This window comes from Pseudomonas sp. B21-054 (genome assembly GCF_026016345.1).
GTDB lineage: Bacteria > Pseudomonadota > Gammaproteobacteria > Pseudomonadales > Pseudomonadaceae > Aquipseudomonas.
Genome location: NZ_CP087204.1, coordinates 6,809,535 through 6,836,312, shown reverse-complemented (window position 1 = coordinate 6,836,312; position 26,778 = coordinate 6,809,535). Strand labels below are relative to the sequence as shown.

The following is a 26,778-nucleotide window of genomic DNA, read 5'->3' as shown; positions in this document are numbered from 1 at the left end:
ATGTGTGGAATTGTCGGCGCCGTCGCTGAACGCAACATCACTGCCATCTTGCTCGAAGGCCTCAAGCGCCTGGAATACCGCGGCTATGACAGCGCCGGTGTAGCGGTTTTAACCCATGACGAGAAGCTCGAGCGTATGCGTCGGCCGGGCAAGGTCAGTGAGTTGGAACAGGCGCTGGACGCCGAACCGCTGATCGGTCGCCTGGGCATTGCCCACACCCGCTGGGCTACCCATGGCGCGCCGTGCGAGCGCAACGCCCACCCGCATTTCTCGGGCGACCTGGCGGTGGTGCACAACGGCATCATCGAGAACCACGAAGCCCTGCGTGAGCAGCTCAAGGCGTTGGGCTATGTGTTCACGTCGGACACCGACACTGAAGTCATCGCGCATTTGCTCAATCACAAGCTCAAGGACCTGGCGGACCTGACCGTGGCCCTCAAGGCGACCGTCAAGGAACTGCACGGCGCTTATGGCCTGGCGGTCATCAGCGCGAAGCAACCGGATCGCCTGGTAGCGGCGCGCAGCGGTAGCCCGTTGGTGATCGGCCTGGGCCTGGGGGAGAATTTCCTGGCTTCCGATCAGTTGGCGCTGCGTCAGGTCACTGACCGCTTCATGTACCTGGAAGAGGGCGATATCGCCGAAATCCGCCGCGACAGCGTGCAGATCTGGGACATCAATGGCAACGCCGTAGAGCGCGAGGCCGTTCAATACCGCGACGGTGCCGAAGCCGCCGACAAGGGCGAGTTCCGTCACTTCATGCTCAAGGAAATCCACGAACAACCGGCCGTGGTGCAACGTACCCTGGAAGGGCGCATCAGCCAGAGCCAGGTGCTGGTCCAGGCGTTCGGCCCACAAGCAGCCGAGTTGTTCGCCAAGGTACGCAACGTGCAAATCGTTGCCTGCGGCACCAGCTATCACGCCGGCATGGTCGCCCGTTATTGGCTCGAAGAATTGGCTGGTATTCCGTGCCAGGTCGAAGTCGCCAGTGAGTTCCGCTATCGCAAGGTGGTGGTGCAGCCGGACACCCTGTTCGTCACCATTTCCCAGTCCGGTGAAACCGCCGACACCCTGGCCGCCCTGCGCAACGCCAAGGAGTTGGGCTTCCTCGCCAGCCTGGCGATCTGCAACGTCGGCATCAGCTCGCTGGTGCGTGAATCCGACCTGACCCTGCTCACTCAGGCCGGCCGTGAGATCGGCGTAGCTTCGACCAAGGCGTTCACCACGCAATTGGTGGGGCTGCTGTTGCTGACCCTCTCCCTGGGCCAGGTACGCGGCACACTGGGTGAAGGTGTCGAGGCAACCCTGGTTGAGGAACTGCGTCGCCTACCGACCCGCTTGGGCGAAGCCTTGGCGATGGACAGCACGGTGGAAAAAATCGCCGAGCTGTTCGCCGAGAAGAACCACACCTTGTTCCTCGGGCGTGGCGCGCAGTTCCCGGTAGCGATGGAAGGGGCCTTGAAGCTCAAGGAAATCTCCTACATTCATGCCGAGGCCTACCCGGCCGGTGAACTCAAGCACGGCCCGCTGGCGCTTGTGGATAACGACATGCCGGTGGTCACCGTGGCGCCGAACAACGAGCTGCTGGAGAAGCTCAAATCCAACCTGCAGGAAGTGCGCGCCCGGGGCGGCCAGTTGATCGTCTTCGCTGACGAAAAGGCTGGCATGACCAATGGCGAAGGCACCCACGTTGTGCACATGCCGCACATCCATGACATCCTGTCGCCGATCCTCTACACCATCCCGCTGCAACTGCTGTCGTACTACGTCGCCGTGCTCAAGGGGACTGATGTGGACCAGCCGCGGAACTTGGCGAAGTCTGTGACCGTGGAGTGAGTCGTCTACCAAGGGCCAGGCTTCTTGGTGATCCTACGTAATAAATCTGACCGGGTTTAGCACTGCTAACCCCGGTCATTCGTCCAAGCCGCATCGTTCCTTACGCATGGCTGGCCCGTCACCAAATAGCTGAAGAGAACCCGACCTGACATCTGCGCTGATCCTTGAGAAACCAAAATTTGGATTGGAAGGTATTTTTCGATTTATTTCGTGAATCTGAAAAAATACTTTCACTTTGTCTCGTTAGAAGCAGATATCAGCCATCTCCCGTTTTGCGAACGGATCGAGCCGGCTCGTAAGCGCAATGAGCAAGAGCGGATGGCGCCAGCATTTGCGCTGGCCCGTTAAGCGCTACTCCAGAAAACAACGATCAAAAAGATAAACGCTGGCCGGCTTGAGGTTTTCCACCGTGCGTTGCGGGCGGCCGCCGTCGCCGCTTTTCTTGCGGCCAGTCTCCTGCAAGTAGCCCGCCTCGGTCATTTTCAGTAAACGCTGGCGCATGCTGGTCTTGAGCACCGGACGATCGAGCACCACGGAGAAAATGCTCACCGCTTCCGGCGCGCTGAATTCCGGGCCGAGGAACATCAGCGGCAGGCTGCTGTAGAGGGCCTTGGACAACAACCGCTCCTGGACTGCCGCCACCAGGCTGTTGTGGTCGAAAGGGAGTTTGATCGAGGCGTCAGCGACATCCTTGAGGGGGAAAAACCCCTGGTGTTCGGCGAGCTGGACCGCCTCGCTGATAATCGCCAGGTAGAAAGTCGAGGATGACCAGCAGCGCGGATCACGGAACGCGTCACCGACGGTGCCGACCTGTTCGATCCAGGCCAGCGGCATGCCCACTTTGCTTGAGCTACGCAGGCGCTCCACGGCGTCGTTCAGCGTGAGGTCTTCGACGCCACCATTGACCACGATCCCAGGCAGCGCCCAATGACCGGCGAACGGCTCGGCTTCCCGTCGGTTCAGGAGGATTTCCAGCGTCTGGGTCTCCCGGCAGAAGCGCAGTACACAGAGGTCGATGGTGTGCAGGTAACCGCGGGCGGGGGCTGTGCTAGTGGGCATTTCGATTTCCGTGGGTAGCGTAAAGGTCATAGTTTAACGGGTTCATGCCGGGCGCCATCCAGTGGGTGGGAAGCGGTTCGCCCAAGGCCAGTCGTTCGCGAACCACCGTGCTGCGCACGTGGATCTTTTCCTCCACGCGAAGGATGGAAAAACGCTCCAGCAATTCCTGCCCGCGATAGAAGGTCGGCAGCAGATCCGCGACATCCTGGCCCACCACCAACGCGATCCGCTTGCCGTCCAGGGCCAGGCTGTCGGCGAGATGGGCGAGGAGGGTGTAGCTGTAGATCGCGCCTTCAACGCCACGGGCCACGACCTGCTCCACCCGGCTTGCGCGCACTTCGGCGCGGCACAGCGGCTGAACGTTTTCGACGATCGATTCCAGCCAGTTCAGGCGCACCTCATAGTCGACCATTTGTTTGCCGTAGGGATGCCGCAGGCTTGGGACCACCAGCACGCGTCTGGCCTGGCATGAGGCCTCGATCATCACTTGGGCGTGACCGGCATGAGGGGGATTGAAGGCGCCGCCATAAAGGGCAATTTCGAACATGGCTCATCCTCTTCAGGTACATGACATGTACTCTATCAGTAAAATCCTCCTGTTGAAAATGTGTCTACGCCTTACCATCTGGATTGGGTAGATGAGGGACGCCAAAAAATATCTTTCAAACTGGCTTGTCATGAAAGTACACCTTGTGTACTCTCGTGATCATGAAGAGGAGAAACCCAGCATGAACAGCCTGACCCGGAAAACCGCTTCCTTCGATGTCGATGCGCAAAAGAGCTTTACACCGCTTTGCCCGGATGAGCTGCCAGTGCCTGGCGGTGACCAGATTGGCGGTGAGCTGAACTTCATGGCGTCCCTGGCCAGTCTTCGAATCGGCAGCAAGGACGCCCACTCGCCCCTGGCCCCGTGGGTGGTCGCCGATCACGCACAGATGTTCGTGCCCACCGGGCTCGAGCACGCCGACATCACCTGGGTCAGCCACTGCGTTCCTGGTACTGAAGGTTTCGTCCTGCTGGATCAACTGCCGACCCCCTACGACTACGACTATTTCGTCTGGAAGGGCGTCGAGCCAGATCTGCACCCGTACGGCGCCTGCTATCACGACCTGCACGGCAAGCTGTCCACCGGGGTGATCGAATACCTCAAGGGCCTGAGTGTGGAGCAGGTCATTGTCGGCGGGCTGGCGCTGGACTTCTGCGTCAAGACCACTGCCCTGCAACTGGCCGCCGCCGGCTTCAAGGTGATCATTCACCTCCCGGCTTGCCGGGCCATCAGTGAGGAGGGGGCCCTTCAGGCCATCCAAGACATGCAGCAAGCGGGGATCTCGGTTGCCTTGACCCGTGAAGAAACCATCCGCCTGGCAAACGCATAAGGAACCGACATGGACAGTGCATTCGATTCAAGCAGTGGCACCATCCAGAGCCTTCTGGATACCGACTACTACACCTTCACCATGATGCAGGCGGTCTTGCACCAGCACCCAAACGTCGAGGTGGAGTACCAGTTCATCGTGCGCTCGAAGGAGCGGCTCGGTCACCTGATCCCGGAGATCCGTGTCGAACTGGAGAAGCTCGCCGGGTTGCAGTTGCGCGAAGGAGAGCAGCGGTTTCTGTTCAACAAGCGTTTCCGTGAATACCTGACCCCCGACTTCGAACAGTTTCTCGGTTTGTTTCGCTTCAACCTGCGCTACATACACGTTGCCGAGGTCGATGGCCAACTGCACATCCGCGTTCGTGGCCCGATGTTGCACTGCATCATGTTCGAGCAGCCGGTATTGGCGATGGTCAGCGAACTGCGCAACCGGGAGAAGTACCCCGAAGTCGAGTTGGCCGACGTCACCCGCAAGCTGTACCAGAAGTTCGAATGGCTGGAAAAAAACGCCAGTCGTGAAGAACTCGCCGAGTTTCGGGTTTCAGACTTCTCCACCCGGCGGCGGCTGTCGTTCAGGGCCCAGCGTGAAGTAGTGAATGTCATGCGCAGCGATTTTCCGGGCGTCTTTGTCGGCACCAGCAACGCTCACTTGGCCTACGAGTTCGATCTGCCCCTGATCGGCACGATGGCTCACCAATGGCTGATGGTGCACCAGCAACTCGGGCGCTTGCGCGAGAGCCAGAACGCGGCTTTGGAAAACTGGGTGCACGAGTATCGTGGCCGGCTCGGCATCGCGCTCACGGACTGCATCAGCACCGACTTCTTCCTCAAGGACTTCGACCTGTACTTCGCCAAGCTCTATGACGGCCTGCGCCAGGATTCCGGTGACCCGATCGTCTGGGCGGACAAGGTGCTGGGGCGCTACCAGGAACTGGGTATCGATCCGCGTACCAAGGACCTGATGTTCTCCGACGGCCTCAATTTCGAAAAATGCCTGCCGATCCTGCGCCATGTTCGTGGCAAGGCCAGATTCGGTTTCGGCATGGGCACCAGCCTGGCCTGCGATGTCGACGGTGTCGAACCGCTGAGCATCGTCATGAAACTGGTGCGGGTCCACGGCGAACCGGTGGTGAAGTTCTCCGACGACCCGATCAAGAACGTCTGTGAAGATGCTTCATTCCTGCGCTACGCCGCCCAAGTGTTCAACGTCGCCCTGATCAATCCACAGTTGGGAGCCTGATATGACTTCATTTCAGCAAGAGAGTATTGCCCGGGAACTGGGCATCGACCGCCAACTCTCACGGGGCGGCGAAGCAACCGAGATTGCCCGCCGTGTCGAGTTTATAAAGCAAGTCTTGCGCGAGTCGGGTTGCCAGTCCTTGGTCCTGGGGATCAGTGGCGGCGTCGACTCCCTCACCGCCGGCCGCCTCTGCCAGTTGGCGGTGGAGCAACTGCGGGGTGAAGACTACGCGGCGCGGTTTATCGCCGTCCGGCTGCCGTACAAGGCCCAGGCCGATGAGCAAGACGCCCAGGCTTCCCTGGACTTCATCCGGCCGGACGTGATCACCACCAGCAACATCGCCGCGTGTGTCGACGGGCTGATGGGCAGTATCGCCATCGATGGCTTGCAGCCTTCGGCCGAACTCACCGATTTTGCCAAAGGCAATGCCAAGGCTCGGGCACGGATGCTGGCGCAATACGCCATTGCCAACTTAAGCAACGGGTTGGTGGTGGGCACCGATCATGGGGCAGAGGCGGTGATGGGTTTTTTCACCAAGTTCGGTGACGGCGCGTGCGACCTGGCACCGTTGTCCGGGCTGACGAAGACCCAGGTGAGGTTGTTGGCCGACGCGATGGGCGCTCCTGGGCATCTGGTGCGCAAGGCGCCGACCGCTGATTTGGAAGACCTGGCGCCCGGTAAGTTGGATGAAGTGGCGTATGGCTGCAGCTACGAGGAGATCGATGCGTACCTGATGGGCGAAGAGGTGTCGCCCCAGGCACGACAGATCATTGAACGCGCCTATCTCAAGACAGCTCACAAACGCGCATTGCCACGCGTCCCTGCATCGTTGTAATAGGATTCTAATAGGACCTTGGCCTTGAACGGAGTGGTAAATGACACAGGCAACCAGCATTAAGGATCGCGTACGCATCAAGCACGTCGAAGTCCTCTCGGACAACTGGTACGTGCTGCGCAAGACCACCTATGACTACCTCGGCCGCGATGGCCAATGGCGCGAGTTGACGCGCGAGACCTACGACCGTGGCAACGGCGCCACCATCCTGCTGTACAGCAAGGCCAAGCAGACCGTGGTGTTGACCCGGCAATTCCGCTTCCCGGCCTTCGTCAACGGGCACGACGACCTGTTGATCGAAACCTGTGCCGGCCTGCTGGACAACGACGATCCGCACACCTGTATCCGCAAGGAAACCCAGGAAGAAACCGGCTACATCATCCAGGACGTGCGCAAGGTGTTCGAAGCCTTCATGAGCCCGGGTTCGGTGACGGAGCGGGTGCATTTTTTCGTCGGTGAGTATTTCGATGAAGACAAACAGCACGAAGGCGGCGGGTTGGAAGAAGAGGGTGAAGAGATCGAAGTGCTGGAAATGTCTCTCGATCAAGCCTTGGCCATGATCGAGAGCGGGGACATTTGCGACGGCAAGACCATCATGCTGTTGCAGTACGCCAAGCTGCATCGGTTGCTGGATTAGCCTGCGGCTCGACGGGCATTCGCACTTAGCTGGACTGGACCTCGCTGTCGTCCTGCATGTCGTCCAGGTATTCCGGCTGGTCCGTCTGTTCCTGCAATTCGGTCACGACGCTGAAGTCGCTGATCTCGATGGCACCCATGCCATGACCGAGTAAATGGAAGGAAAACGCCTTGCGCTGTTGCGGGTTATCAAAACGAATGTTCATCACCAGCGGCTGGTCGGCGGTCACTGCCACGTCTGTCGGCAGGTCCATCGGCACGTCCTGTTCGAACTCCTTGGCCTTGAGGGAAATGTAGGCGGCGTGGTCTGCCTCCACGGCGCGGATGGTCAGGCTGACGCGGGTCTGTGAGCCCTTGGGCATTTCCAGGTATTGGGCGCCGATCAGGTTGTCGGTCCAGTCGTTGGTCACCTGGGCCGGCAGCGGGATTTTATCGGTGCTGCCAAACTGGTAATGCTGGTTCAGTGGCGTGGGTAGCAGGGTCTGGTCCAAGGCCGTGGCCCGGGCGCTGATCAGCCTGGCGCGCTGGCCGCTGTATTGCCCGCCATAGAGGGCACGGTCGGCGATGAAGCCTTCGCTGGTGTAGTAACGGCAATGCTGCAGGAAATCACACTCGGTGAACGTGCCCTTGCCGTCGTGATAACGCAGCTTGCCATTGGTGAACGACATGATTTCCCGGCCCGTTGCGTAATCCCTGAACAGCGAGCGGCCGGACAGCGACGTGGGTACCGCAAAGCCGAAGTAATCGAGGATCGAGGCGGTCAGGTCCACATGGCCGTAGGTCCCTGACTTGAGCCTGGGCAACGGCTCCGGTGCCAACGTCAGGTTGAACCCCCAGGACGACGCCAGGCGCACATCATCGATGCCATGGGATTCGTCCGAGGTGATGACCACCAGGGTGTTTTCCAGGATGCCCTGGCTCTCCAGGCCTGCCAGGAAACTGTCCAGCGCATCGTCCAGGTAACCTACGGCAGCCTGCTTGGCAGAGTCGTAGCGTTGCAGATAGTCCTCTGGCGCGGAGTACGGCTGGTGGGTCCCCACGGTCAGCAGGGTGAGCATCCAAGGCTTGTCCGCCTGCTGCAGCTGCCCGACGTAGTCCAGCGCGCCTTCGAAGAAGGTCTTGTCATCCTTGCCCCAGGGGAATTCCAGGTAGGCGGGGCGGGTGAACCAGTCCATGCCCAGGGTCGTGTCGAAGCCGATGTGCGGCATGATCCGATCCTTGGCCATGAACCGCAGGCCCGCGCCCTGGAGGAAATGCGTGGAGAAACCATTCTGGCGCAACTGGGCCGGCAGGCAGGCCTGGTTGCGCTGGGCCTGGTTGAGCATCTCGACACCCTTGGGCGTGCCGTCATTGAGTTTGTCGTAGTCGCCACACAGCATCGCGTACAGGCCACGAATGGTCTGGTGGCTGTGCAGGACGTAATCGGGCGTGTTCATGCCGCGCTCGGCCCAGCGACTCAGGTGCGGCATCAGGTGCTCTTGATAGCGGCTGTTCAACGCTTCGCGGTTAGCGCTTACGTAAGCGCCGGGAATGCCCTCCAGGGCGATGACCAGGACGTTGCGCGCTCGCCCCGGTTCGGCCAACAGTTTCGCGCCATTGAGGTCCAGTCGGGTAAGCCCTTCCATCAGCGGGAGCGGGTCCACAGTATCGCCTTCGAGCCATTGCTGGGCCCGTTCCTGTCCAGCGACGATACCCGCCGTGACGATTTGGTGAGGCAGGTTGAACACATTCCATTGGTCCGCCTCACTGGGGCGCCAGGCTTGCAGCGCGCCGTGGGCCAGCAACAGCAATACCGGCAACGCCCAGGTGTGACGCGGCAAGCGTGGCGTCAGCTGGCGTCGGCTGGTCCATTGGATCATCAGCCAGGACGCCAGCGCTGCCAATTGGAACGCGGCCAGCCAGGGATGGGCGAAGCCGCCACTGGTGGAGTTTTCAACGAATTGCGGGTCGATCAGGTAAAGCACGTCCGAAGGGGTGGGCATCCGTCCAACGGCGCTGACCAACTCGATGCTGGCCAGCGTCAACGCACTCCAGGCCAGCAATACCGGGAGTGCCAGCCACCAGGGACGGCGGTAAAGCAACGCGATCAGCAACCCGCCCATGCCCAGGTCCGAGAGATAGCCCAGTGGGTCGGACCAGTCCAACGCCAGGCGCAGGCCTATCGGGACGAGCAGTACGCAGCCCATCAGGGCGCTGAGGGAGGCGAGGGGGTGGGTTGAGTAGTGGTAGAGAGCTTTCACAAGACAGGGCCTTTCGGTTGAAGCCAATCCATTGAGTACACGCCCTGTGGGAGCGAGCTTGCTCGCGATGGCTGTCAGCTCACATGGATTCAGGCTGATTCGACGCTACCGTGAGCAAGCTCGCTCCCACAGGTTTTTTCTTCGGTCATAAAATTGTCATGGGACGGAATGGTACCAAGGGTCGCCATCCATGGCCGGCTCAATATCCCGGTGTCTGGCTGCGCTACGCTGTGGTTCACTGGCCGGGGCCTCTACAATGGCCGCGTGGCGCTGCTTTGGGGGGCGCAGCAAACTTGTATCAGGATTTCTCATTGGGGGATGGATGGACAGGTTCCAGGAAATGCAGGTTTTTCTCGCCGTGGCCCAGGACTCAGGGTTTTCGGCGGCGGCGCGGCGCCTGGGGCTCTCGGCGGCCAGCGTCACGCGGGCGGTGGCGGCGTTGGAGCAACGCATCGGCACGCCCCTGCTGGTGCGCACCACCCGCAACGTGTACCTGAGCGAAGCCGGCCAGCGCTTTCTCGAGGACTGTCGCCGGATTCTCAGCGATTTGCAGGAAGCCGAGGATTCGGCAGCCGGCAGTCACGTCCAGCCCCGTGGACAACTCACGATCACGGCACCGGTGCTGTTTGGTCAGTTGTTCGTCACGCCGGCGCTGGTGGATTACTTGCACCGATTTCCCGAGGTCAGCATCAACGCCCTGCTGCTGGATCGCACGGTCAGCCTGGTCGAGGAGGGCATTGACGTTGCCGTGCGCATCGGCGAGTTGCCGGACAGCAACCTGCACGCTGTCCGTGTCGGTGAAGTGCGGCGGGTGGTGTGCGGCTCTCCCGACTTCTTCGCGCGTCATGGACGGCCCCGACATCCGGAAGATCTGGAACGGATGCCCGTCGTGGCGTCATCGGCCATTGGCCAGATCAAAAGCTGGACCTTCGCCGAGGCAGGCCAGCCGTTGGCCGTCCGGCCTGTGCCGCGGCTGGTGGTGACGGCCAACCAGGCCGCGATCACCGCCGCCTGCCTGGGATTGGGGATGACTCGGATCCTGTCCTATCAAGTGGCGAGCAATGTGGTCGCCGGTGAATTGGAAATTGTCCTGGCGGACTTCGAGCTGCCGCCTCTACCGATCCATGTGGTGTATCAAGGCGGGCGCAATGCGCCAGCGCGAGTCCGCAGTTTTGTCGATTTCATCGTCAGCACTTTGCGCGAACACCCGGCCTTGAGCGACTGAGGCATTATTTCTTGGGCTGAAATAATGGATTGCATTTCTGGGTGATTCTCTTGTTTTTATCTTGAGTGGAAGATGAGCCCATCGACGCCGTTGTGCTGATGGCGTCACTTCCAGCGGAGTCGACCATGAACCCCATCAAGCACTACCACTTCCCACTTTCCGGCCATTCCCATCGCGTTCAATTGATGCTGTCGTTGCTCGAGCTACCTGTCGAGGAGGTCTTCGTCGACCTGGCCAAGGGTGCGCACAAACAGGCGGATTTCCTCGCCATCAATGCGTTTGGCCAAGTGCCGGTCATTGACGATGACGGCGTGGTGCTGGCGGACTCCAATGCCATCCTGGTGTACCTGGCGCAAAAATATGGCCAGGGGCGCTGGCTGCCCACCGACCCGATTGGCGCCGCCCGGGTGCAACGCTGGTTGTCGGCGGCGGCCGGACCGATCCATGCCGGCCCGGCCACGGCGCGGTTGATCACGGTGTTTGGCGCGCCTTACAACGCCGAGGATGTGATTGCCCGTTCCCACAACGTGTTGAAAGTCATCGATCAGGAATTGAGCGACCGTCCTTACCTGGTCGGTGATACGCCGACCATTGCCGATATCGCCGGCTACAGCTACATCGCCCACGCGCCGGAAGGCAATGTGTCGTTGCAGGACTATGCCAATGTGCGGGCCTGGCTGGCGCGAATCGAAGCCTTGCGCGGATTCGTGGGCATGCCGCGTACCGCGGTCGGTTTGCAAAAAACCGCCTGAGAAGCCGAATAACCTGAAGTTCACCCCCAATGTGGGAGTAGGCTTGCTCGCGATAGCTTTGGATCAGCACGTTTAGGTTGCTGACACACCGCTATCGCGAACAAGCCTGCTCCCACTGTCATGTGCAAAGCGTTAATCTGCGAGGCTTTCATGGGGTGGTGAGGTTTCATGACGTTTCTTTTCCGGCTATCGCTGGCCTTCGCTGGCTTGCTGTTGAGCGGCTGCGAGCAACCTCCGGCCCCGTCCCTCGATCAACAACTCTATATCTGGCAACGTCAATGGACGCCGGCCCACGAAGCGGCGTTGCGCCAGAGCCATGGTGACTTTTCCAGTCTGCGGGTGCTGGCATTGCAGGCTTTCCCCGGGGCTGGCTGGAGCCGTGCGCGGATCGATCCGGCGATGCTCAAGGCGGATGGCCGACCGTTGATTGCCGTGATTCGCCTGGACGGTCAGCTCAAATCCCTGGACCAGGAGGAGGTGCTCGCGCAGGTCCAGCAAGTGCTGGGTGACTGGCAAGCCCAGGGCCTAACCCCGGTGGGGGTGGAGATCGACCATGACGCCGGTAACGCCCGATTGCCGGCCTACGGGACATTCCTGACCCGGCTGCGGCAGACCTTGCCAGCCACGCTGGGGTTAAGCATCACCGCACTACCGGCCTGGCTCGACAGCCCCGCGTTGCCTGGGCTGCTGGAGACGGTGGACAGCAGCGTGCTGCAGGTTCACGCGGTGAGCGATCCGCGACAGGGGCTGTTCGATCCGAAACAGGCCCTACGCTGGGCTGAACGCTGGAGCGACATCACCACACGACCGTTCTACCTGGCCCTGCCGGCCTACGGCGTGGCGCTGCTGACGCCGGAGAGTGGCGGGCCAGTGGTTGAAAGCGAAGTGCCGATCGATCGGGGCGGCGAGCGTCGGGAGCTGCTGGCCGATCCGCAGCAAGTGGCCGGGCTTACGGCAGCCTTGCGCGCTGAACCGCCGAAACACCTGGCCGGGCTGATCTGGTTTCGCCTGCCGCTGGCGGGCGACCGGCGGGCCTGGAGCCTGACCACCCTCGGGGCCGTCGCGCGGGGGGATAGCCTGGACAGTCGCCTCGGTGTGCATCTGCAGGAGCAGGATGGTCTGTACGACATCCGGCTGGTCAACCGGGGCAATCTCGACAGCCCCTGGCCCCAGCGGCTGACGCTTGCCGTCGGTGGGTGTGACGGCGTCGATGCCTTGGCCGGTTACACGTTGCAACAAACCCCCGGACTGCTTACCTTCACCCGCATTCAGGAAGGCCGCCTGGCCGCCGGCGCTCAACGGGCGATCGGTTGGGCGCGCTGTACAAAAATCGACCAAGGAGGTTTCAATGTTTACCCGTAAGTGGCCTCGTCACCTGCTGTGTTTGAGCCTCTGCTTGCCGGTGGGCCAGGCGCTGGCCTGTGGGCCGGAATTCCCGATGCGCCTGCTGGATAACCGTGCGCAATCACTGGCCGAATTGCCCGAAGGCAGTTTTCGTTTCGAGGTCAGCCGTCTCGGTCAGGCGATTGCCGGGCTCAAGCCTGCCACCGATGCGACTCGCAACCCGGATTACAGCTATGACGATATGTCCGCCTATGTCGAACAACGCAGCAAGGCCGAACAGCTTGGCTTGACCCCGCCGCAACTAGCGGTGGTCGAGCGTTTGCGGGCGCTGACCGATGTCGAGCAGATCGCCACCGAAGCGGCAAACCTGCCGGCCGAATTGCGCTTGTACGCAATTGGCGCGGCGGCTTTTAATGCCGGTGAGCATCAACGGGCCGTCGAATCGTTCCAGCAGTTGCTGGCGCTGCCGGCGGATCAACGTCAGTTGCGCAGCACTTGGGCGGCGTATTCCATGGGCCGGGCCTTGTTTGCCCTGAGTACCGAGGCTGGTGGCGGCGAGCCTGCGGCGTTGCTGCAGCAGGCGCGGGAAGCGTTCCGTCAGGCCCGTGAGCTGAGCATCGCCGGCTTCAGCGATCCGCTGGAGCTGGGCGTTGCCAGTCTCGGTGAAGAAGCCCGAGTGGCGTACACGGCTGACGACTGGGACAGCGCCGTCGGACTCTATGCGACCCAGTCCCTGCAAGGTTCCCAGGTTGGCTACAGCTCGTTGCTGCAATTGGCCGGTGACCTGAGCGTCCAGCCGGATGAGCGCCTGGGCGAATTGCTCAAGGTCAAAGCGGTGCAGCGTTTGATCACCGCGTATTTGCTCAGCCGCGTCGGCTGGTGGGACGGCGAGGAACCGTCAGGCGAGAAACGCCTCTTCACATTGTTGCAGGCCAATACCCAAGACAACCTGGACGATGCCGACCGCCTGGCCGCAGTGAGTTATCAGCACGGCGATTACGCCAGCGCCAAGGCCTTTGTGCAAAAGGCTTCCGACACGGGCTTGGCCTGGTGGGTGCGCGCCAAGTTGGCGTTGCGCGACGGTGATAAGGTCGCCGCGGCTGCGGCTTACGCGAAAGCGGCCCAGGCCTTTCCGAACGATGAATCCTGGGGTAACCGGCGTACACCGGATTGGGATTATGAGTCGGTACAGCCCAAGTGCCGGGTCGAAGGCGAAAGTGCGATCCTGGCCTTGCAACGGGGTGATTACCTGCAAGCCTTCGACCAGCTCTATCGCGGCCAGGGCAACTATTGGTACGACGCTGCCTTGGTTGCCGAACGGGTGCTGACGGTGGATGAGCTCAAGCAGTACGTCGACGCTCAGGTCCCGGCGCCACCGGCGTTGAGCCAACAAGATCGCGACAACTATGTGCCGTTGCCGGTGGCTGCGAGCTTGCGCAATCTGCTGGGTCGTCGTCTGTTGCGCGAAGGGCGCTATGACGAAGCGCCGGCTTATTTCGACAATGCCGACCTGCAAGGCAAGGCCCAGTTCTATGGGCAGTTGAGACAGGATGCAGAGTCCAAGTGGTGGCCCACCCGGCGGGCCGAGGCGTATTTCCGTGCGTCTTGGGTGGCGCGTAAATGGGGTATGGAGCTGCTTGGCTACGAGATGGCGCCCGATTACGCCAGCCTGGGCGGCAACTACAGCCTGGAACCCGTTGAGCTGAAGGTCGGGCCGCTGGTGGCCGAAGGCGAGGTACAACGCCAGCAGGCCAGCGCCGCACAACCGGACATGCGTTACCACTATCGTTTTGTCGCCACGGCGCTGGCAAGCCAGGCGGCGGATCATCTGCCCCATACCAGCCAGGCGTTTGCGGCGGTGTTGTGCAAAGCGGTGGGCTACAACTCCAGCCTGGAGGAGCAAAGCGCGTTGTATCAGCGTTACGTCAAGGAAGGCCCTTACGTGGATTGGGCCGGGGATTTTGGCCATCAGTGCCAGGAGCCGGATTTCCTCAAGGCCGACAAACGCTACGTCACCCAGGCCCTCGATCCGATTCGCTCGTCACTGCGACCTTATAAGGGTTTGCTGGAAGTGGGGGGTTTGGTGCTGGTGGTGGCAGTGGCGTTGGGATTGATCAGTCGGCGGCGGCGCAAGGCCCGGATCTCAGCCAGTTGAGGTGAGCTGACCCTGTGGGAGCGAGCTTGCTCGCGATAGCGGTGAATCAGCTCGCATCAATGTCTGATGTGCCGCCGTCTCGTGATTAGGCTCGTTCCCATAGGGCCAGCTGTACGTTGTTACATCTGGGTCGCCATCCCCTCGACATCCATGGCCGCCTGGCGCAACGCTTCCGAACGCGTCGGGTGTGGATGGCAGGTGAGGGCGATGTCTTCGGCCGAGGCGCTGAATTCCATGGCCACGCAGTATTCGCCAATCATTTCGCTGACACTCGGGCCGACCAGGTGTACGCCGAGGATTTCGTCGGTACGTTCATCGGCCAGGACTTTGGCGAAACCCTCGGTCTCGTGATTGATCTTCGCCCGGCTGTTGGCGGTGAACGGAAACTTGCCGACCTTGTAGGCGCGGCCTTCAGCCTTGAGCTGTTCTTCGGTCATGCCGACGCTGGCCAGTTCCGGGCGGGTGTAGATGACGCTGGGGATCAGCCCGTAGTTGACCTCGGCGGCCTTGCCGACGATCTGTTCGATGCAGGCCATGGCTTCGTCTTCGGCCTTGTGGGCGAGCATGGGGCCGGAGGTCACATCGCCGATCACCCAGACACCGGGTGCTTCGGTGCGGTGGTGCTGGTTGGCGAGCATGCCGCGTTTGTCGGTGTTCAGCCCGACGTTTTCCAGGCCCAGCCCTTGGGTATAAGGCCGACGGCCGATGGCGACCAGCACGTAATCGGCGTCGAGGGTCTGCGCTTCGCCGCCCGCCGCAGGTTCAACCTGCAGCTGCACGCCACTCGCCGAGGAAACGGCGCCGGTGACTTTGGAACTCAGCTTGAACGCGATGCCCTGTTTGCTCAGGGCCCGTTGCAACGCTTTGCCGGCCTCGCCATCCACGCCGGGGCAGATACGATCAAGGTATTCCACCACCGTCACCTGGGCGCCCAGGCGCCGCCAGACCGAACCCAGCTCAAGGCCGATGACGCCGGCGCCGATCACCACGAGATGCCGGGGCACTTCACTCAGGGACAACGCACCGGTGGAGTCCAGGATGCGCTGGTGATCGATATCCACCCCCGGCAGTGGCGTGGGCTCGGAGCCCGTGGCGATGACGATGTCCTTGGCGCTCAGCTCGGTCTTGCCGCCCTGTGCGTCGGTGACGGTCACCTTGCCGGGCCCGTCGATGTGGCCCCAGCCCTTGATCCAGTCGACCTTGTTCTTGCGAAACAGAAACTCGATGCCCTTGGTCAGGCCCGTCACGCTTTCCTCTTTCTGTTTCATCATTTGCGCAAGGTTAAGCGTGGGTTTGACCTCGATGCCGAGGTTGGCGAACTCCGCACCCATGGCCGCTTCGTACAGTTCCGAGGCATGGAGCAAGGCTTTGGAGGGCATGCAGCCGACGTTCAGGCAGGTGCCGCCCAAGGTGGCGCGACCTTCGACACAGGCGGCCTTCAACCCCAATTGTCCGGCACGAATCGCCGCGTTATAGCCACCGGGTCCACCGCCCAGAATGACCACGTCATAGTTGCTCATCGCCGTTCTCCCGCTTGGACTGATAAAAAATTATGTGCGTAATATGAGCGTTTCCAGAGATTTCGGTCAAGGCTTAAGTCAAGGCCCCGTCATGGGCAGTGTGATGAAAAATTCAAAACGGAAATTTCACAGCAATCGTTATAAGGTAACGGCATATAACGGAGCGGCGGTGGCGTCTGTCCACGGCCCCGGGTTTTGATCCGTCAGCGGCGCTGGGGTGGTATGCAAGTCGATCTTGATGTCGAGGGGGCACAGGTTGCCGAATGGCCGCGCTTTCAGCAGGCGCCGTTTCATGGGCGCCGTTTGAAACGGATCGCTTTTGGGCTGGGTGGCTTGGCTGCTGCGGGATGGGTGTTGGCGTTTTTTGTCGGACTGTTTTCGCCGCAATCGCTGTGGCCGGCGCTGCTGGTCGCCCAGAGTGCCGGTTTGCTAGTGCTGGCGATGGGTTTGCAATCGGCCTGGTGGGTGACGCAGTGGCGGGGCAGGGCGCTGATGCCGGCTGTGGATATCTCGGTTGCCGAAGAAGAGCCTGTTGATAACTTGGGCTGGTATGAACGCTTGCTTGAGCGAATCAGTGCCCGCTGGATCGGCTTGCTGAGGCAAATCGGTGCCCCCACCTTGTGGCTGGCCGGTGGCTCCGTGTTGGTATTGCTGAGCCTGGAGCAAACCTGGAATCTGCAATTGCCTGCTGCCGCGCTCGGCGTTTCGGCCAGCGTGGGGGCGGTGCTTGCATTGTTGTTAGCGTTTGGGTTGCTGGTGTTTGAGCGTCAATTGGCCCAGCAGCCAGCGGTGGAGTGGCCGGAAGCATCGTCGCTGGCGCAATTGACGCGGGTGGCGATCATCGTGTTGGTGCTCGGTGCCTTGTGCTTGTTGTTCGCCACGCAAACGTCCATCTGGCCGGTGCGGCTGGCAGTGCTGATGGGTGTGTTGCCAGGGTTGGTGGCAGCGGAGTTGCTGTTGCGTGCAGTGCTGTCGTTGTTCAGCCCCCGCCGAGACTCCTTGGAGCCGACACTGTTGGGTCGCAGTGTGATCGCCGATCTGCTGCGTTGGCCGCCTAGACCGCTCATGGCCTTGCAACACGAACTGCACAACCGCTTCGGCATCGACCTGCGGCAGATCTGGGCTTTCAGTTACATGCGCCGAGCCTTTTTGCCGGTGTTGACGTTGGTCGCGCTGGTGGGGTGGTTGTTGACGGGCGTGCATGAAGTGCCGCTGCAAGGGCGCGGCATTTATGAGCGATTTGGTAAGCCGGTGGAGGTGTTCGGCCCCGGTTTGCAGGTGGGGCTGCCCTGGCCGTTGGGCAGAGTGCTGAGCGTTGAAAATGGTGTGGTCCATGAGTTGGCCACCAGCGTCGGCGATACACGGCCGTCCACGGACGCTGATCCAGCCGAGGGGCCGGCCCCGGCGATAGCCAATCGGTTATGGGACGCCAGCCACGTGAACGACAAATCCCAAGTGATTGCCAGTCGTCGTGCAGACCAACAGAGCTTCCAGATCGTCAATATGGACGTGCGCTTCGTCTATCGCATCGGCCTGACGGACGCCGCAGCATTGGCGGCCACCTATAACAGTGCCGATGTGCCGACGCTGATCCGCAGCACCGCCAGCCGCATCCTGGTGCATGAGTTCGCCTCGCGTACGCTGGACGGTTTGCTGGGCGTGGACCGTGTCAGCCTGGCCGATGAAATCGGTCGTGCCGTACAGGCCGATTTGCAGGCACTCGACAGCGGCGTGGAAATTCTGGCGACGGTGGTCGAAGCGATTCATCCGCCGGCCGGCGCGGCTAATGCCTATCACGGCGTGCAAGCGGCGCAGATCGGTGCGCAGGCACTCATCGCCCGGGAGCGCGGTGCGGCGGCGGAGCAAAGTAACCAGGCGCAACTGCAGGCCAGCATTGCCCGTGACCAGGCTCAAGCCACCGCCCGGGAAATAAACGCGACGGCCCAGGCCGCCGACTTGCGCTTCAACGCTGAACGCAAAGCCTATGCAACGGCCGGCCATGCGTTTGTGTTGGAGCAGTACCTCAGCCAACTGAGCCAGGGCCTTGGCAATGCCAAGCTGCTGATTCTCGATCATCGCCTGGGCGGCAGCGGCAACGCGCCGACCATTGACCTTCGTACCTTCACGCTGCCGGCGGATCCTGCCTCGCCGCGTAACCCTGTCCAGCCAGGAGCTGCCCATTGAGCCAGTCTTCTTCACACGATCACCATGACCACGGCGGTCACGATCACGGCCATGCCGGTCATCACCATGGGCATCATCACCACCATCACGGCGATCCGCAGCAAGCCGGTCCGTTTCCTTGGCGGCGGATGGGCTGGGCGGTGCTGCTGGTGGGGTTTGCTGTCGCGGCTGCCAGCCTTGTGCAGGTGCGCTCGGGGGAGGCTACGGTGATCACGCGTTTCGGCAATCCAGCACGGGTGCTGCTGCAGCCGGGGCTGGGCTGGCGCTGGCCGGCGCCGTTCGAAGCGGCCATTCCGGTGGACTTGCGATTGCGCACCACGTCCAGCGGTTTGCAGGACGTCGGCACCCGCGATGGCCTGCGAATCATCGTTCAGGCGTACGTGGCGTGGCAGGTCCAGGGCGACCCGGATAACGTCCAGCGTTTCATGCGTGCAGTACAGAACCAGCCGGACGAAGCTGCCCGGCAGATCCGCACCTTCGTCGGTTCAGCGCTGGAAACCACGGCGGCCAGTTTTGACTTGGCGAACCTGGTCAACACCGATGCCAGCCAGGTGCGGATCGCCGATTTCGAGGCGCAGTTGCGCCAACAGATCGATCAACAGCTGCTCACCACCTACGGTGTGCGCGTGGTGCAAGTCGGTATTGAGCGCCTGACCTTGCCTTCTGTGACGTTGACCGCGACGGTGGATCGCATGCGTGCCGAGCGCGAAACTATCGCCACCGAACGCACGGCGATTGGCAAGCGTGAAGCCGCGCAGATTCGTTCCGCTGCGGAGCGAGATGCGCGAATCGTGCAGGCCGATGCCACGGTGAAAGCCGCTGACATCGAGGCGCAGTCCCGGGTGGAAGCGGCCGAGATTTATGGCCGGGCATACGCCGGTTCGCCTCAGCTCTACAACCTGCTGCGCTCGTTGGATACGTTGGGCACTATCGTCAGCCCTGGCACAAAACTGATTTTGCGCACCGACGCCGCGCCATTCCGGGTGTTGGTAGACGGGCCGCCTGCCGTGGAACCCAAAGGTGGAACACAACCATGAGTTTGGTTCCACGTGGAACAAATGGGTTATCCAGCCCATGGATTCAGGCAGGGCGCCTGGCCTTTCTGGCGCTCTATGCGGTCACGGTTCTGGCGGCATTGGCCTGGGCTTTTTCCAATGTGCGGCAGATTGACCCGCAGAGCCGCGCGGTGGTGTTGCACTTCGGTGCCTTGGATCGAATCCAGAACGCGGGTCTCTTGCTGGCATGGCCTCGACCCGTGGAACAAGTGATTTTGCTGCCGGCGGCGGATCGAGTTCTGGAGCTGCGCGTAGAAAACCTGCTGCGCTCGGATGCCGCGTTGCAGGCTGATCGCGTCGCCAGTTTTGCTACGCCGGTCAGCGATGCCTTGGCCGGTTCCGGTTATTTATTGACCGGTGATGCAGGGGTCGTGCAGCTGGATGTACGGCTGTTCTACAAAGTCACCGAGCCCTACGCGTTTGTTTTGCAGGATGAACACGTGCTCCCGGCACTGGATCGGCTCGCGACCCGCAGTGCCGTGGCCCTTACTGCCGCACGGGATCTGGACACCATCCTGGTGGCGCGCCCCGAACTGATGGGCAGTGACAACCAGGCCGCCGAACGCCGTGAGCGCCTGCGCGGCGATCTGGTGCAAGGGATCAATCGACGCTTGGCCGATCTGGCTGCGACAGGGCAGGGGCTGGGCATTGAAGTGGTCCGGGTCGACGTGCAGTCGAGCCTGCCAGGACCGGCGGTGAGTGCTTTCAATGCGGTACTGACGGCCAGTCAACAGGCCGACAAAGCCGTCGCCAACGCGCGGACCGACGCCGAGAAACTGACCCAGGCCGCGCGCCAGGACGCCGACCGCGCTGTGCAAGTCGCCCATGCCCAGGCCAGCGAACGGCTTGCCAAGGCGTCGGCCGACACCGCCACGGTGCTCGGCCTGGCCAAGACCCAAGGCAGCGATCCACAACTGCTGCTGCGCCTTTATCGCGAGCGCATGCCCGCTATCCTTCGTCGCGCCGGCTCTGTGACAACGGTCGATTCGAAAGACGATTCCCGTCTGATCATTCAGGGAGCCGAACAATGACCGCTCAGACCGCCGCCGCGCCGATGTTGTCCAGCGCCGAACAACGCGCCGCCGCCCGTCAACTGACCTTGGCGATGCTCGCTCTCGGCCTGCTCGTCCTGGGCCTGGTGTGGCGCGGTTGGTCGCCGGAACAGAGTGGTGTCAGTCAACTGCTGTTGGGGTTTGCCTCGCTGTTGGTGGCGGTCCCGGTGATGCGATCGGCCTGGTACAGCCTGCGCTATCCGAGCCTGCATGGGATCACCGATCAACTGATTGCCCTGGCAATGCTCGGCGCCTGGGCCACCGGTGACCTGCTGACCGCGGCGTTGCTGCCGATCATCATGATTTTCGGCCATATACTGGAAGAGCGCAGCGTCATCGGTTCCCAGGAAGCGATTCACGCTCTTGGGCAACTGACCCGCAGTCAAGGCCGCAAGGTGCAGGCCGACGGTTCGATCCTTGAAGTCGATAACGGCACGTTGCAACCCGGTGATGTGGTGGAGGTGCGCGCCGGGGACCGGGTGCCAGCCGATGGCCGCGTGTTGTCCGGCCAGGCCAGCCTCGACACGGCACCGATCACGGGTGAATCGGTGCCATTGGAGGCCGTGGTCGGTACCGAAATCTTTGGTGGCGCGATCAACCTTGATGGTTTGCTGCGCCTGGAAGTGACTCGCACCGGCAATGAATCAACCCTGGGCAAAGTCATCGCCCTGATGCAAAACGCCGAACGCTCTAAACCGCCCATCACTCGATTGCTGGAACGCTACGCCGGCAGTTATCTGGTGCTGGTGTTATTGCTGGCCGCGGTGACCTGGTTTGTCACCAACGATTCCCAGGCGATGTTGGCGGTATTGGTGGCGGCGTGTCCGTGCGCGTTGGTGCTGTCAGCGCCAGCGACGGCTATTGCCGGAATTGCGGTGGCGGCGCGCCACGGCATCCTGATCCGCAGCTCGGCTTTTCTGGAAGAACTGGCTGACCTGACGTCGCTGGTCGTCGACAAGACCGGCACGCTGACTTACGGCGCCCTGCGCCTGCAATCCATCGAAACTGTGCACGACGATCACGCCCCTTTACGGGCATTGGCTGCCAGCCTTGGGGCGGCCAGTAGTCATCCGGTCAGCCGCGCGTTGGCGGGGCTGGTGGAACAGGACAGCTGCCTGCCGTTGACCAATATCCATGAGCGTCAGGGCCTGGGTGTAGTGGCGATGACCGCGCAAGGCGAGGCGGCCCTTGGTCGGCCGGAGTTGTTTACTCAGCTAGGCATCGAGACTTCAGCGGTTCCCAACCACGATGGCCCGATTGCCGGGCTGGCCCTGGACGGGCAATTCCTCGCCTGGTTGCTGCTGGCCGATAGCGTCAAGCCAGAAGCGCGGGCGGCCATGGCTGAGCTGCGGGCGTTGGGCCTTGGCCGTCAGTTACTGCTGACCGGTGATCGCCAGAGCGTGGCCAACACCCTGGCGCGGGACATCGGTATCGGCGATGTACAGGCCCAGGCCTTGCCGGAAGACAAACTCAAACGGGTCATGGCCGAAATCGACCACGGTTTCCGCCCCATGGTGGTGGGCGATGGCATCAACGATTCCCTGGCGCTCAAGGCTGGCGTCGTGGGCGTCGCGATGGGTGCGGGCGGAGCGGACATTGCACTCGCGTCGGCGGACATCGTGCTGATCGGCAGCGACTTGCGGCGCCTGGGCACCTGTGTGCGACTCAGTCGCCACTGCCGGCGCACGCTGCAAGTCAACGTGATCATCGGCTTGGGATGGACGCTGGCCATCGTTGCCTTTGCAGCATTTGGCTGGCTCGGCGCAGCAGGGGCGATGATCGCGGCGCTGCTGCACAATTTGAGCACGCTGCTAGTATTAGGTAATGCCGGACGATTGCTGCGTTTTCAGGAGCCGCTGCTGAAAATCCAAGAAAAGGAAGCCGTTGGATAGCCCCTGCGAACTGTGCGCCGCGCTTACAGTCTGCTATTGGAGAGGGCGTCCATGCTGGTGACCACCTCCCATACAAGGAGTGAATTTGGGACAACGATAGAAAAAGGCTATAAATTCGATAGCCTGCTATTTTTCTACGATGGTCTACCCTCATTTTCAGACGTCTGAAACAAGGGGGTTTACTCATGCTCGCGCAACTTCCACCGGCCTTACAGAATCTCCATCTACCGCTTCGGCTGCGGCTCTGGGATGGCCATGAATTCACGCTGGGTGTCGATCCCAGCGTCACGATTGTGGTCAAGGACCCACAAATGGTCGCGCAATTCAGCCATCCCAGCCTGGATGCACTGGGGGCGGCGTTTGTAGAAGGCAAACTCGAACTTGAAGGTTCGATCCACGAAGTCATTCGTGTCTGCGATGAATGGAGCCAGGCGCTGGTTGATGAAGATTCCGACCAACTGCCGGTGCGCTCGATCCATGACAAGGAAACCGATGCCAAGGCGATTTCCTATCACTATGACCTTTCCAACGCCTTCTATCAGCTGTGGCTCGACAGCGATATGGCCTATTCCTGTGCCTATTTCGAGACGGGCAGCGAATCCCTGGAACAGGCCCAGCAAGCCAAATTCCGTCACTTGTGTCGCAAACTGCGCTTGCAGCCCGGCGAGTACTTGCTGGATGTCGGCTGCGGCTGGGGCGGTTTGGCGCGGTACGCGGCGCGGGAATTCGGAGCCAAAGTCTTTGGCATCACCCTGAGCAAAGCGCAACTGGCGTTGGCCCGGGAGCGGGTCAAGGCCGAAGGGCTGGAAGATCAGGTGGAGTTGCAACTGCTGGACTACCGAGACCTGCCCCAGGATGGCCGCTTCGACAAGGTGGTCAGCGTCGGCATGTTTGAACACGTCGGCCACGCCAACCTCGCGCAGTACTGCAAGACGCTGTTTGGCGCCGTACGCGAGGGTGGGCTGGTGATGAACCACGGCATTACCGCCAAGCACACCGATGGTCGTCCGGTCGGTCGCGGCGCCGGCGAGTTCATAGAGAAGTACGTGTTCCCCAATGGCGAGCTACCGCACCTGTCGATGATTTCTGCCCAGATCAGCGAAGCGGGGCTGGAGATTGTCGACGTGGAAAGCCTGCGCATGCACTACGCGCGCACGCTTGATCATTGGAGTGAACGCCTGGAGGACAACCTTGAGGCCGCTTCGAAGGAGGTGCCGGAGCAGGCGCTACGGATCTGGCGCTTGTACTTGGCTGGCTGCGCCTACGCGTTTGCCAAGGGCTGGATCAATCTGCACCAGATCCTGGCAGTGAAGGCCCACGCCGACGGCAGTCATGAATTGCCCTGGACCCGTGACGACATTTACACCCCTTAAAGAATCGGGGAAATCAGCCGGGCGATCCGCATGCCGACTTTTTGCAGGCGGTGGGTTTCCCGGCCTTCTTGTTTATCGATTTCCTGGGCTTGGGCGAAGTCCTTCTCGAGCATCTGCTCAACCTCGGTGGCGAACGGGATATCCACGGTCAGCAACATCACTTCGAAATTCAATCGGAACGAACGGTTGTCCAAGTTCGCACTGCCGATGGCGCTGATTTCCCGGTCGATCAGCACCACTTTCTGATGCAGGAAACCCGGCTGATAACGGAACACCCGCACACCGGCGCGCACCGCTTCAAACGCATACAGGCTGGAAGCCGCGTAGACGACCTTGTGGTCCGGGCGTGAGGGCAGCAGGATGCGCACGTCCACCCCGCGTAGCACCGCCAGGCGTAACGCCGCGAACACCGCTTCGTCAGGAATGAAATAGGGCGTTGTGATCCAGACGCGTTCGCTGGCCGCGTGAATGGCCTCGACGAAAAACAATGAGCAGGTTTCGTACGCATCGGCCGGGCCGCTGGCCAACAACTGGCAGAGCACACCGTCGTCCGGATAAGCGTCTGGCAAGATCAGCGGAGGCAACGAGCGGGCCGCCCAGAACCAGTCTTCGGCAAACGACTCCTGCATGCTTCCCACCACGGGCCCGCAGACTTCGACATGGGTGTCGCGCCACGGTGCCAAGGGCGGTTTTTCGCCCATGTATTCATCGCCCACGTTATGTCCGCCGACGAAACCCAGGACGCCGTCCACCACGACGATCTTGCGATGGTTTCGAAAATTGACCTGGAACCGGTTGAGCCAGCCGCTACGGGTGGCGAAGGCTTTCACGTGGACACCGCCGTCGCGCAACGCCTGGACGTAGCGGTGGGGCAGTGAATGGCTGCCGATGCGGTCATATAGCAGATACACCGCCACGCCTTCGGCGGCCTTCTTCAGAAGCAGTGTGTGTAAGCGCTGGCCGAGACGGTCGTCGTGGATGATGAAAAACTGAATCAACACGGCTTCTTGCGCGGCGGCGATTGCCTGGAAAATCGCCTCGAACGTCGCATACCCATTGATCAGCAATCGCACCTGATTATTCGCCAGGCACGGTGTGCGCCCCAACTTGGGCATGGCCCGTAACGAGGCGTAGGCCTGGGAGGCACGAGCGGTCAGGGCCTCTTCGACCCATGGGCGCCAGTTCAATTCGGAGATCGCCTTGCGCATCTCCTCGTTGGCTTGCCGGCGCGCCTTGATGTAGCCGTCGAAGGTGCTGCGTCCGAAAACCAGGTAGGGGATCAACGTCAGGTAGGGAATGAACACCAGCGACAGGGCCCAGGCGATCGAGCCTTGGGCTGTGCGCACCGTCAGTACCGCATGGACAGCGGCGATGGAACCCAGGGTGTGGAGGAGTGCGATCAGGTAACCAAAGACATGGGGGCCGAAAAAATCCATGGGACAGCCTTGCTCCTGAAACTTCAATGCTTAACAGACCATGTTCCTGGGTGAATGTCGCTATTTAATTCACTCTTCCGGGGTCTGAACCGAAGCCTGTGGGCGGCGTCTAACGGCCACTTGTCCTCTGGAGTTTGTGCAATGAATGTTCGTCTGCTGGGTTTGGCCTTGGCGGTTGGCTTGTCGGTTCCGATGGCGGCTCAGGCGCAGATGCTTCAACCGGGTTTGTGGGAACTGACCACCAGCAACATGAAAGTTGATAACCAGAACCTGCCGGACCTGCAGCTTCTGCTGGGCCAAGTGCAAAACCAGATGACCCCGGAGCAACGGGCGATGCTGGAGAAGCAGGGCATCACCATGGGCGGCAAAGGCATTCGTGTATGCCTGACCCCGGCGCAGGTGCAAACCAATGACATTCCGCTGCAAGACCCGCAATCGGGTTGCAAGCAGCAGATCACCGACCGTACCGGTAATCAGTGGAAGTTTCGTTTTAGCTGCCCAAAAGCCCAGGGCAGTGGCGTCGCGACGTTCCAGAGCGATCGTGAATTCACCACCAAGGTCAACGGCACCTTCAATGCGACTGGCATCCAACAGAATGGCAGCCTCGATACGCGTGCGGTGTGGTTGGGGCAGGATTGCGGGACGGTCAAGCCGAGGGCCTGACCCTCCTTTTCAGACACAGAGGGCTCAAGGCCGACTCAAAGCCTCATACAGCGTATTGAGGTTGTACTCGAACAACCCAGTGAAAGTACTGGCCGGTCCGCTGGCCGCGAGGGCGTCGGAGTACAGCGTACCGCCGATGTGCGCGCCGCTCTCGTCGGCAATCTGCTTGAGCAGGCGCGCATCCTTGATGTTTTCCATGAATATCGCTTTGACTTTAGCCTGACGGATCTGGGTAATCAGCGCCGCAACTTCAGCAGCCGATGGTTCACGTTCAGTGGACAAACCCTGGGGCGCCATGAACTCGATGCCGTAGGCCTGGCCCAGGTAACCGAATGCATCGTGGGACGTCACGATCTTGCGATTGCCGGGTGGCAATGCACCGAGCTTGGCCTTGGCTTCGGCGAGCAGGGCGTAGATTTTCTTCAGGTACGCCTGGCTGTTGCGTTCGTAATCGGCCTTGTTGGCCGGGTCGGCGGCTTCCAGCGCCTTGGTGATGTTGCTGACATACAACTCAGCATTCGCCAGGTTATGCCAGGCGTGCGGATCGGGGATGGTTTCGCCATCTTCATCCAGTGAGCGTGGGATCACCCCACGACTGGCGCTGATCACCGGTGCGCTGGTTTCGGTGCTGGTGACCAGGCGATCCAGCCACGGCTCGAAGCCCAACCCATTCTTGATGATCAGCTTTGCCTTGAGCAGCGCCTTGGCGTCGTCAGGCGTAGGTTCGTAGGTGTGCGCATCGGCGTCGGGGCCGACCATGTTGGTGATTTGGATATGCTCACCGCCGACCTGTTGGGTCATGTCGGCGAGGATGCTGAAGCTGGTCACTACCTGAAGTTTTTCGGCGGCAGATAAAGACATGGACAGCATCAGACTGAACAGCACGAGCAGGACGCGCATCGGGAAACA

The 26,778-nt window shown here is 61.3% G+C and carries 21 protein-coding genes; 15 read left to right on the top strand and 6 right to left on the bottom strand.

Features of this window, described 5'->3' with window-relative positions; genetic code table 11:
* Entirely contained in the window at positions 1 to 1,833 is a 1,833-nt protein-coding gene (gene glmS / locus LOY70_RS29860; RefSeq protein ID WP_265032245.1) for a glutamine--fructose-6-phosphate transaminase (isomerizing), read from the top strand.
* Positions 1,834 to 2,184: 351 nt separating this feature from the next.
* Here glmS and LOY70_RS29855 read toward each other — a convergent pair whose 3' ends face one another.
* On the bottom strand, positions 2,185 to 2,892 hold the full coding sequence (locus LOY70_RS29855) for an NUDIX hydrolase (RefSeq protein ID WP_265032243.1): 708 nt from the start codon (positions 2,890 to 2,892) through the stop codon (positions 2,185 to 2,187).
* Positions 2,882 to 3,439 carry an adenylyltransferase/cytidyltransferase family protein gene (locus LOY70_RS29850; protein ID WP_265032241.1) on the bottom strand — a complete coding sequence of 186 codons (558 nt, stop codon included), beginning with the start codon at positions 3,437 to 3,439 and terminating at the stop codon, positions 2,882 to 2,884. The genes LOY70_RS29855 and LOY70_RS29850 overlap by 11 nt, the downstream gene beginning before the upstream one ends.
* 181 nt (positions 3,440 to 3,620) lie before the next feature.
* On the opposite strand from LOY70_RS29850, the gene LOY70_RS29845 reads away from it, so the two are divergent.
* The 4 genes from LOY70_RS29845 to nudK are packed head-to-tail and all read left to right on the top strand — an operon-like array spanning position 3,621 to position 6,979.
* Positions 3,621 to 4,268, top strand: coding sequence for an isochorismatase family protein (locus LOY70_RS29845; protein WP_265032239.1), 648 nt, complete (start codon positions 3,621 to 3,623; stop codon positions 4,266 to 4,268).
* Between the two features lie 9 nt (positions 4,269 to 4,277).
* Positions 4,278 to 5,507, top strand: coding sequence for a nicotinate phosphoribosyltransferase (pncB, locus tag LOY70_RS29840; RefSeq protein WP_265032238.1), 1,230 nt, complete (start codon positions 4,278 to 4,280; stop codon positions 5,505 to 5,507).
* A gap of 1 nt (position 5,508) precedes the next feature.
* Positions 5,509 to 6,342: an ammonia-dependent NAD(+) synthetase gene (gene nadE, locus LOY70_RS29835; RefSeq protein WP_265032236.1), complete on the top strand. Its 834-nt coding sequence runs from the start codon at positions 5,509 to 5,511 to the stop codon at positions 6,340 to 6,342.
* Positions 6,343 to 6,382: 40 nt separating this feature from the next.
* Positions 6,383 to 6,979 carry a GDP-mannose pyrophosphatase NudK gene (nudK, locus tag LOY70_RS29830; protein ID WP_265032235.1) on the top strand — a complete coding sequence of 199 codons (597 nt, stop codon included), beginning with the start codon at positions 6,383 to 6,385 and terminating at the stop codon, positions 6,977 to 6,979.
* Between the two features lie 25 nt (positions 6,980 to 7,004).
* Here nudK and LOY70_RS29825 read toward each other — a convergent pair whose 3' ends face one another.
* The gene (locus LOY70_RS29825) at positions 7,005 to 9,164 is read right to left on the bottom strand and encodes an LTA synthase family protein (RefSeq protein WP_413776662.1); all 2,160 of its coding nucleotides are present in this window, start codon (positions 9,162 to 9,164) and stop codon (positions 7,005 to 7,007) included.
* A 376-nt stretch (positions 9,165 to 9,540) separates the two neighbouring features.
* On the opposite strand from LOY70_RS29825, the gene LOY70_RS29820 reads away from it, so the two are divergent.
* From LOY70_RS29820 to LOY70_RS29805, 4 genes are all read left to right on the top strand, one after another.
* Positions 9,541 to 10,443 (top strand): LysR family transcriptional regulator, encoded by a 903-nt coding sequence (locus LOY70_RS29820; protein WP_265032231.1) that lies wholly within the window; start codon positions 9,541 to 9,543, stop codon positions 10,441 to 10,443.
* Between the two features lie 125 nt (positions 10,444 to 10,568).
* Positions 10,569 to 11,195, top strand: coding sequence for a glutathione S-transferase family protein (locus LOY70_RS29815; protein ID WP_265032229.1), 627 nt, complete (start codon positions 10,569 to 10,571; stop codon positions 11,193 to 11,195).
* A gap of 168 nt (positions 11,196 to 11,363) precedes the next feature.
* Positions 11,364 to 12,557 carry a DUF3142 domain-containing protein gene (locus tag LOY70_RS29810; RefSeq protein WP_265032227.1) on the top strand — a complete coding sequence of 398 codons (1,194 nt, stop codon included), beginning with the start codon at positions 11,364 to 11,366 and terminating at the stop codon, positions 12,555 to 12,557.
* Positions 12,544 to 14,694 carry a hypothetical protein gene (locus LOY70_RS29805; protein WP_265032225.1) on the top strand — a complete coding sequence of 717 codons (2,151 nt, stop codon included), beginning with the start codon at positions 12,544 to 12,546 and terminating at the stop codon, positions 14,692 to 14,694. The genes LOY70_RS29810 and LOY70_RS29805 overlap by 14 nt, the downstream gene beginning before the upstream one ends.
* 119 nt (positions 14,695 to 14,813) lie before the next feature.
* Here LOY70_RS29805 and lpdA read toward each other — a convergent pair whose 3' ends face one another.
* The gene (gene lpdA, locus LOY70_RS29800) at positions 14,814 to 16,214 is read right to left on the bottom strand and encodes a dihydrolipoyl dehydrogenase (RefSeq protein WP_265032224.1); all 1,401 of its coding nucleotides are present in this window, start codon (positions 16,212 to 16,214) and stop codon (positions 14,814 to 14,816) included.
* Positions 16,215 to 16,436: 222 nt separating this feature from the next.
* Between lpdA and LOY70_RS29795 the strand changes: the two genes are divergently transcribed.
* The 5 genes from LOY70_RS29795 to cfaB all read left to right on the top strand — a co-directional run bounded on the left by LOY70_RS29795 (position 16,437) and on the right by cfaB (position 23,770).
* Positions 16,437 to 18,398, top strand: a complete 1,962-nt coding sequence (locus LOY70_RS29795) for a protease modulator HflK (protein ID WP_265032223.1) — start codon at positions 16,437 to 16,439, stop codon at positions 18,396 to 18,398.
* Positions 18,395 to 19,435, top strand: a complete 1,041-nt coding sequence (gene hflC / locus LOY70_RS29790) for a protease modulator HflC (protein WP_265032221.1) — start codon at positions 18,395 to 18,397, stop codon at positions 19,433 to 19,435. The genes LOY70_RS29795 and hflC overlap by 4 nt, the downstream gene beginning before the upstream one ends.
* Positions 19,432 to 20,484, top strand: coding sequence for a protease modulator HflK (gene hflK / locus LOY70_RS29785; protein WP_265032220.1), 1,053 nt, complete (start codon positions 19,432 to 19,434; stop codon positions 20,482 to 20,484). Before hflC ends, hflK begins: the two co-directional genes overlap by 4 nt.
* Positions 20,481 to 22,397 (top strand): heavy metal translocating P-type ATPase, encoded by a 1,917-nt coding sequence (locus LOY70_RS29780; RefSeq protein WP_265032219.1) that lies wholly within the window; start codon positions 20,481 to 20,483, stop codon positions 22,395 to 22,397. The genes hflK and LOY70_RS29780 overlap by 4 nt, the downstream gene beginning before the upstream one ends.
* A 185-nt stretch (positions 22,398 to 22,582) precedes the next feature.
* Positions 22,583 to 23,770, top strand: coding sequence for a C17 cyclopropane fatty acid synthase CfaB (gene cfaB / locus LOY70_RS29775; RefSeq protein ID WP_265032217.1), 1,188 nt, complete (start codon positions 22,583 to 22,585; stop codon positions 23,768 to 23,770).
* Here the strand turns inward: cfaB and cls are convergent.
* Positions 23,767 to 25,206 (bottom strand): cardiolipin synthase, encoded by a 1,440-nt coding sequence (gene cls, locus LOY70_RS29770; RefSeq protein WP_265032215.1) that lies wholly within the window; start codon positions 25,204 to 25,206, stop codon positions 23,767 to 23,769. The two genes, cfaB and cls, sit on opposite strands and share 4 nt — an antisense overlap.
* Positions 25,207 to 25,347: 141 nt before the next feature.
* Between cls and LOY70_RS29765 the strand changes: the two genes are divergently transcribed.
* On the top strand, positions 25,348 to 25,869 hold the full coding sequence (locus tag LOY70_RS29765) for a DUF3617 domain-containing protein (RefSeq protein WP_265032214.1): 522 nt from the start codon (positions 25,348 to 25,350) through the stop codon (positions 25,867 to 25,869).
* 24 nt (positions 25,870 to 25,893) lie between these two features.
* Here the strand turns inward: LOY70_RS29765 and LOY70_RS29760 are convergent, their stop codons facing one another.
* A complete protein-coding gene (locus LOY70_RS29760) occupies positions 25,894 to 26,769 on the bottom strand; it encodes a metal ABC transporter substrate-binding protein (protein WP_265032212.1) in 876 nt (291 codons plus the stop codon).
* Positions 26,770 to 26,778 lie beyond the last annotated feature (9 nt).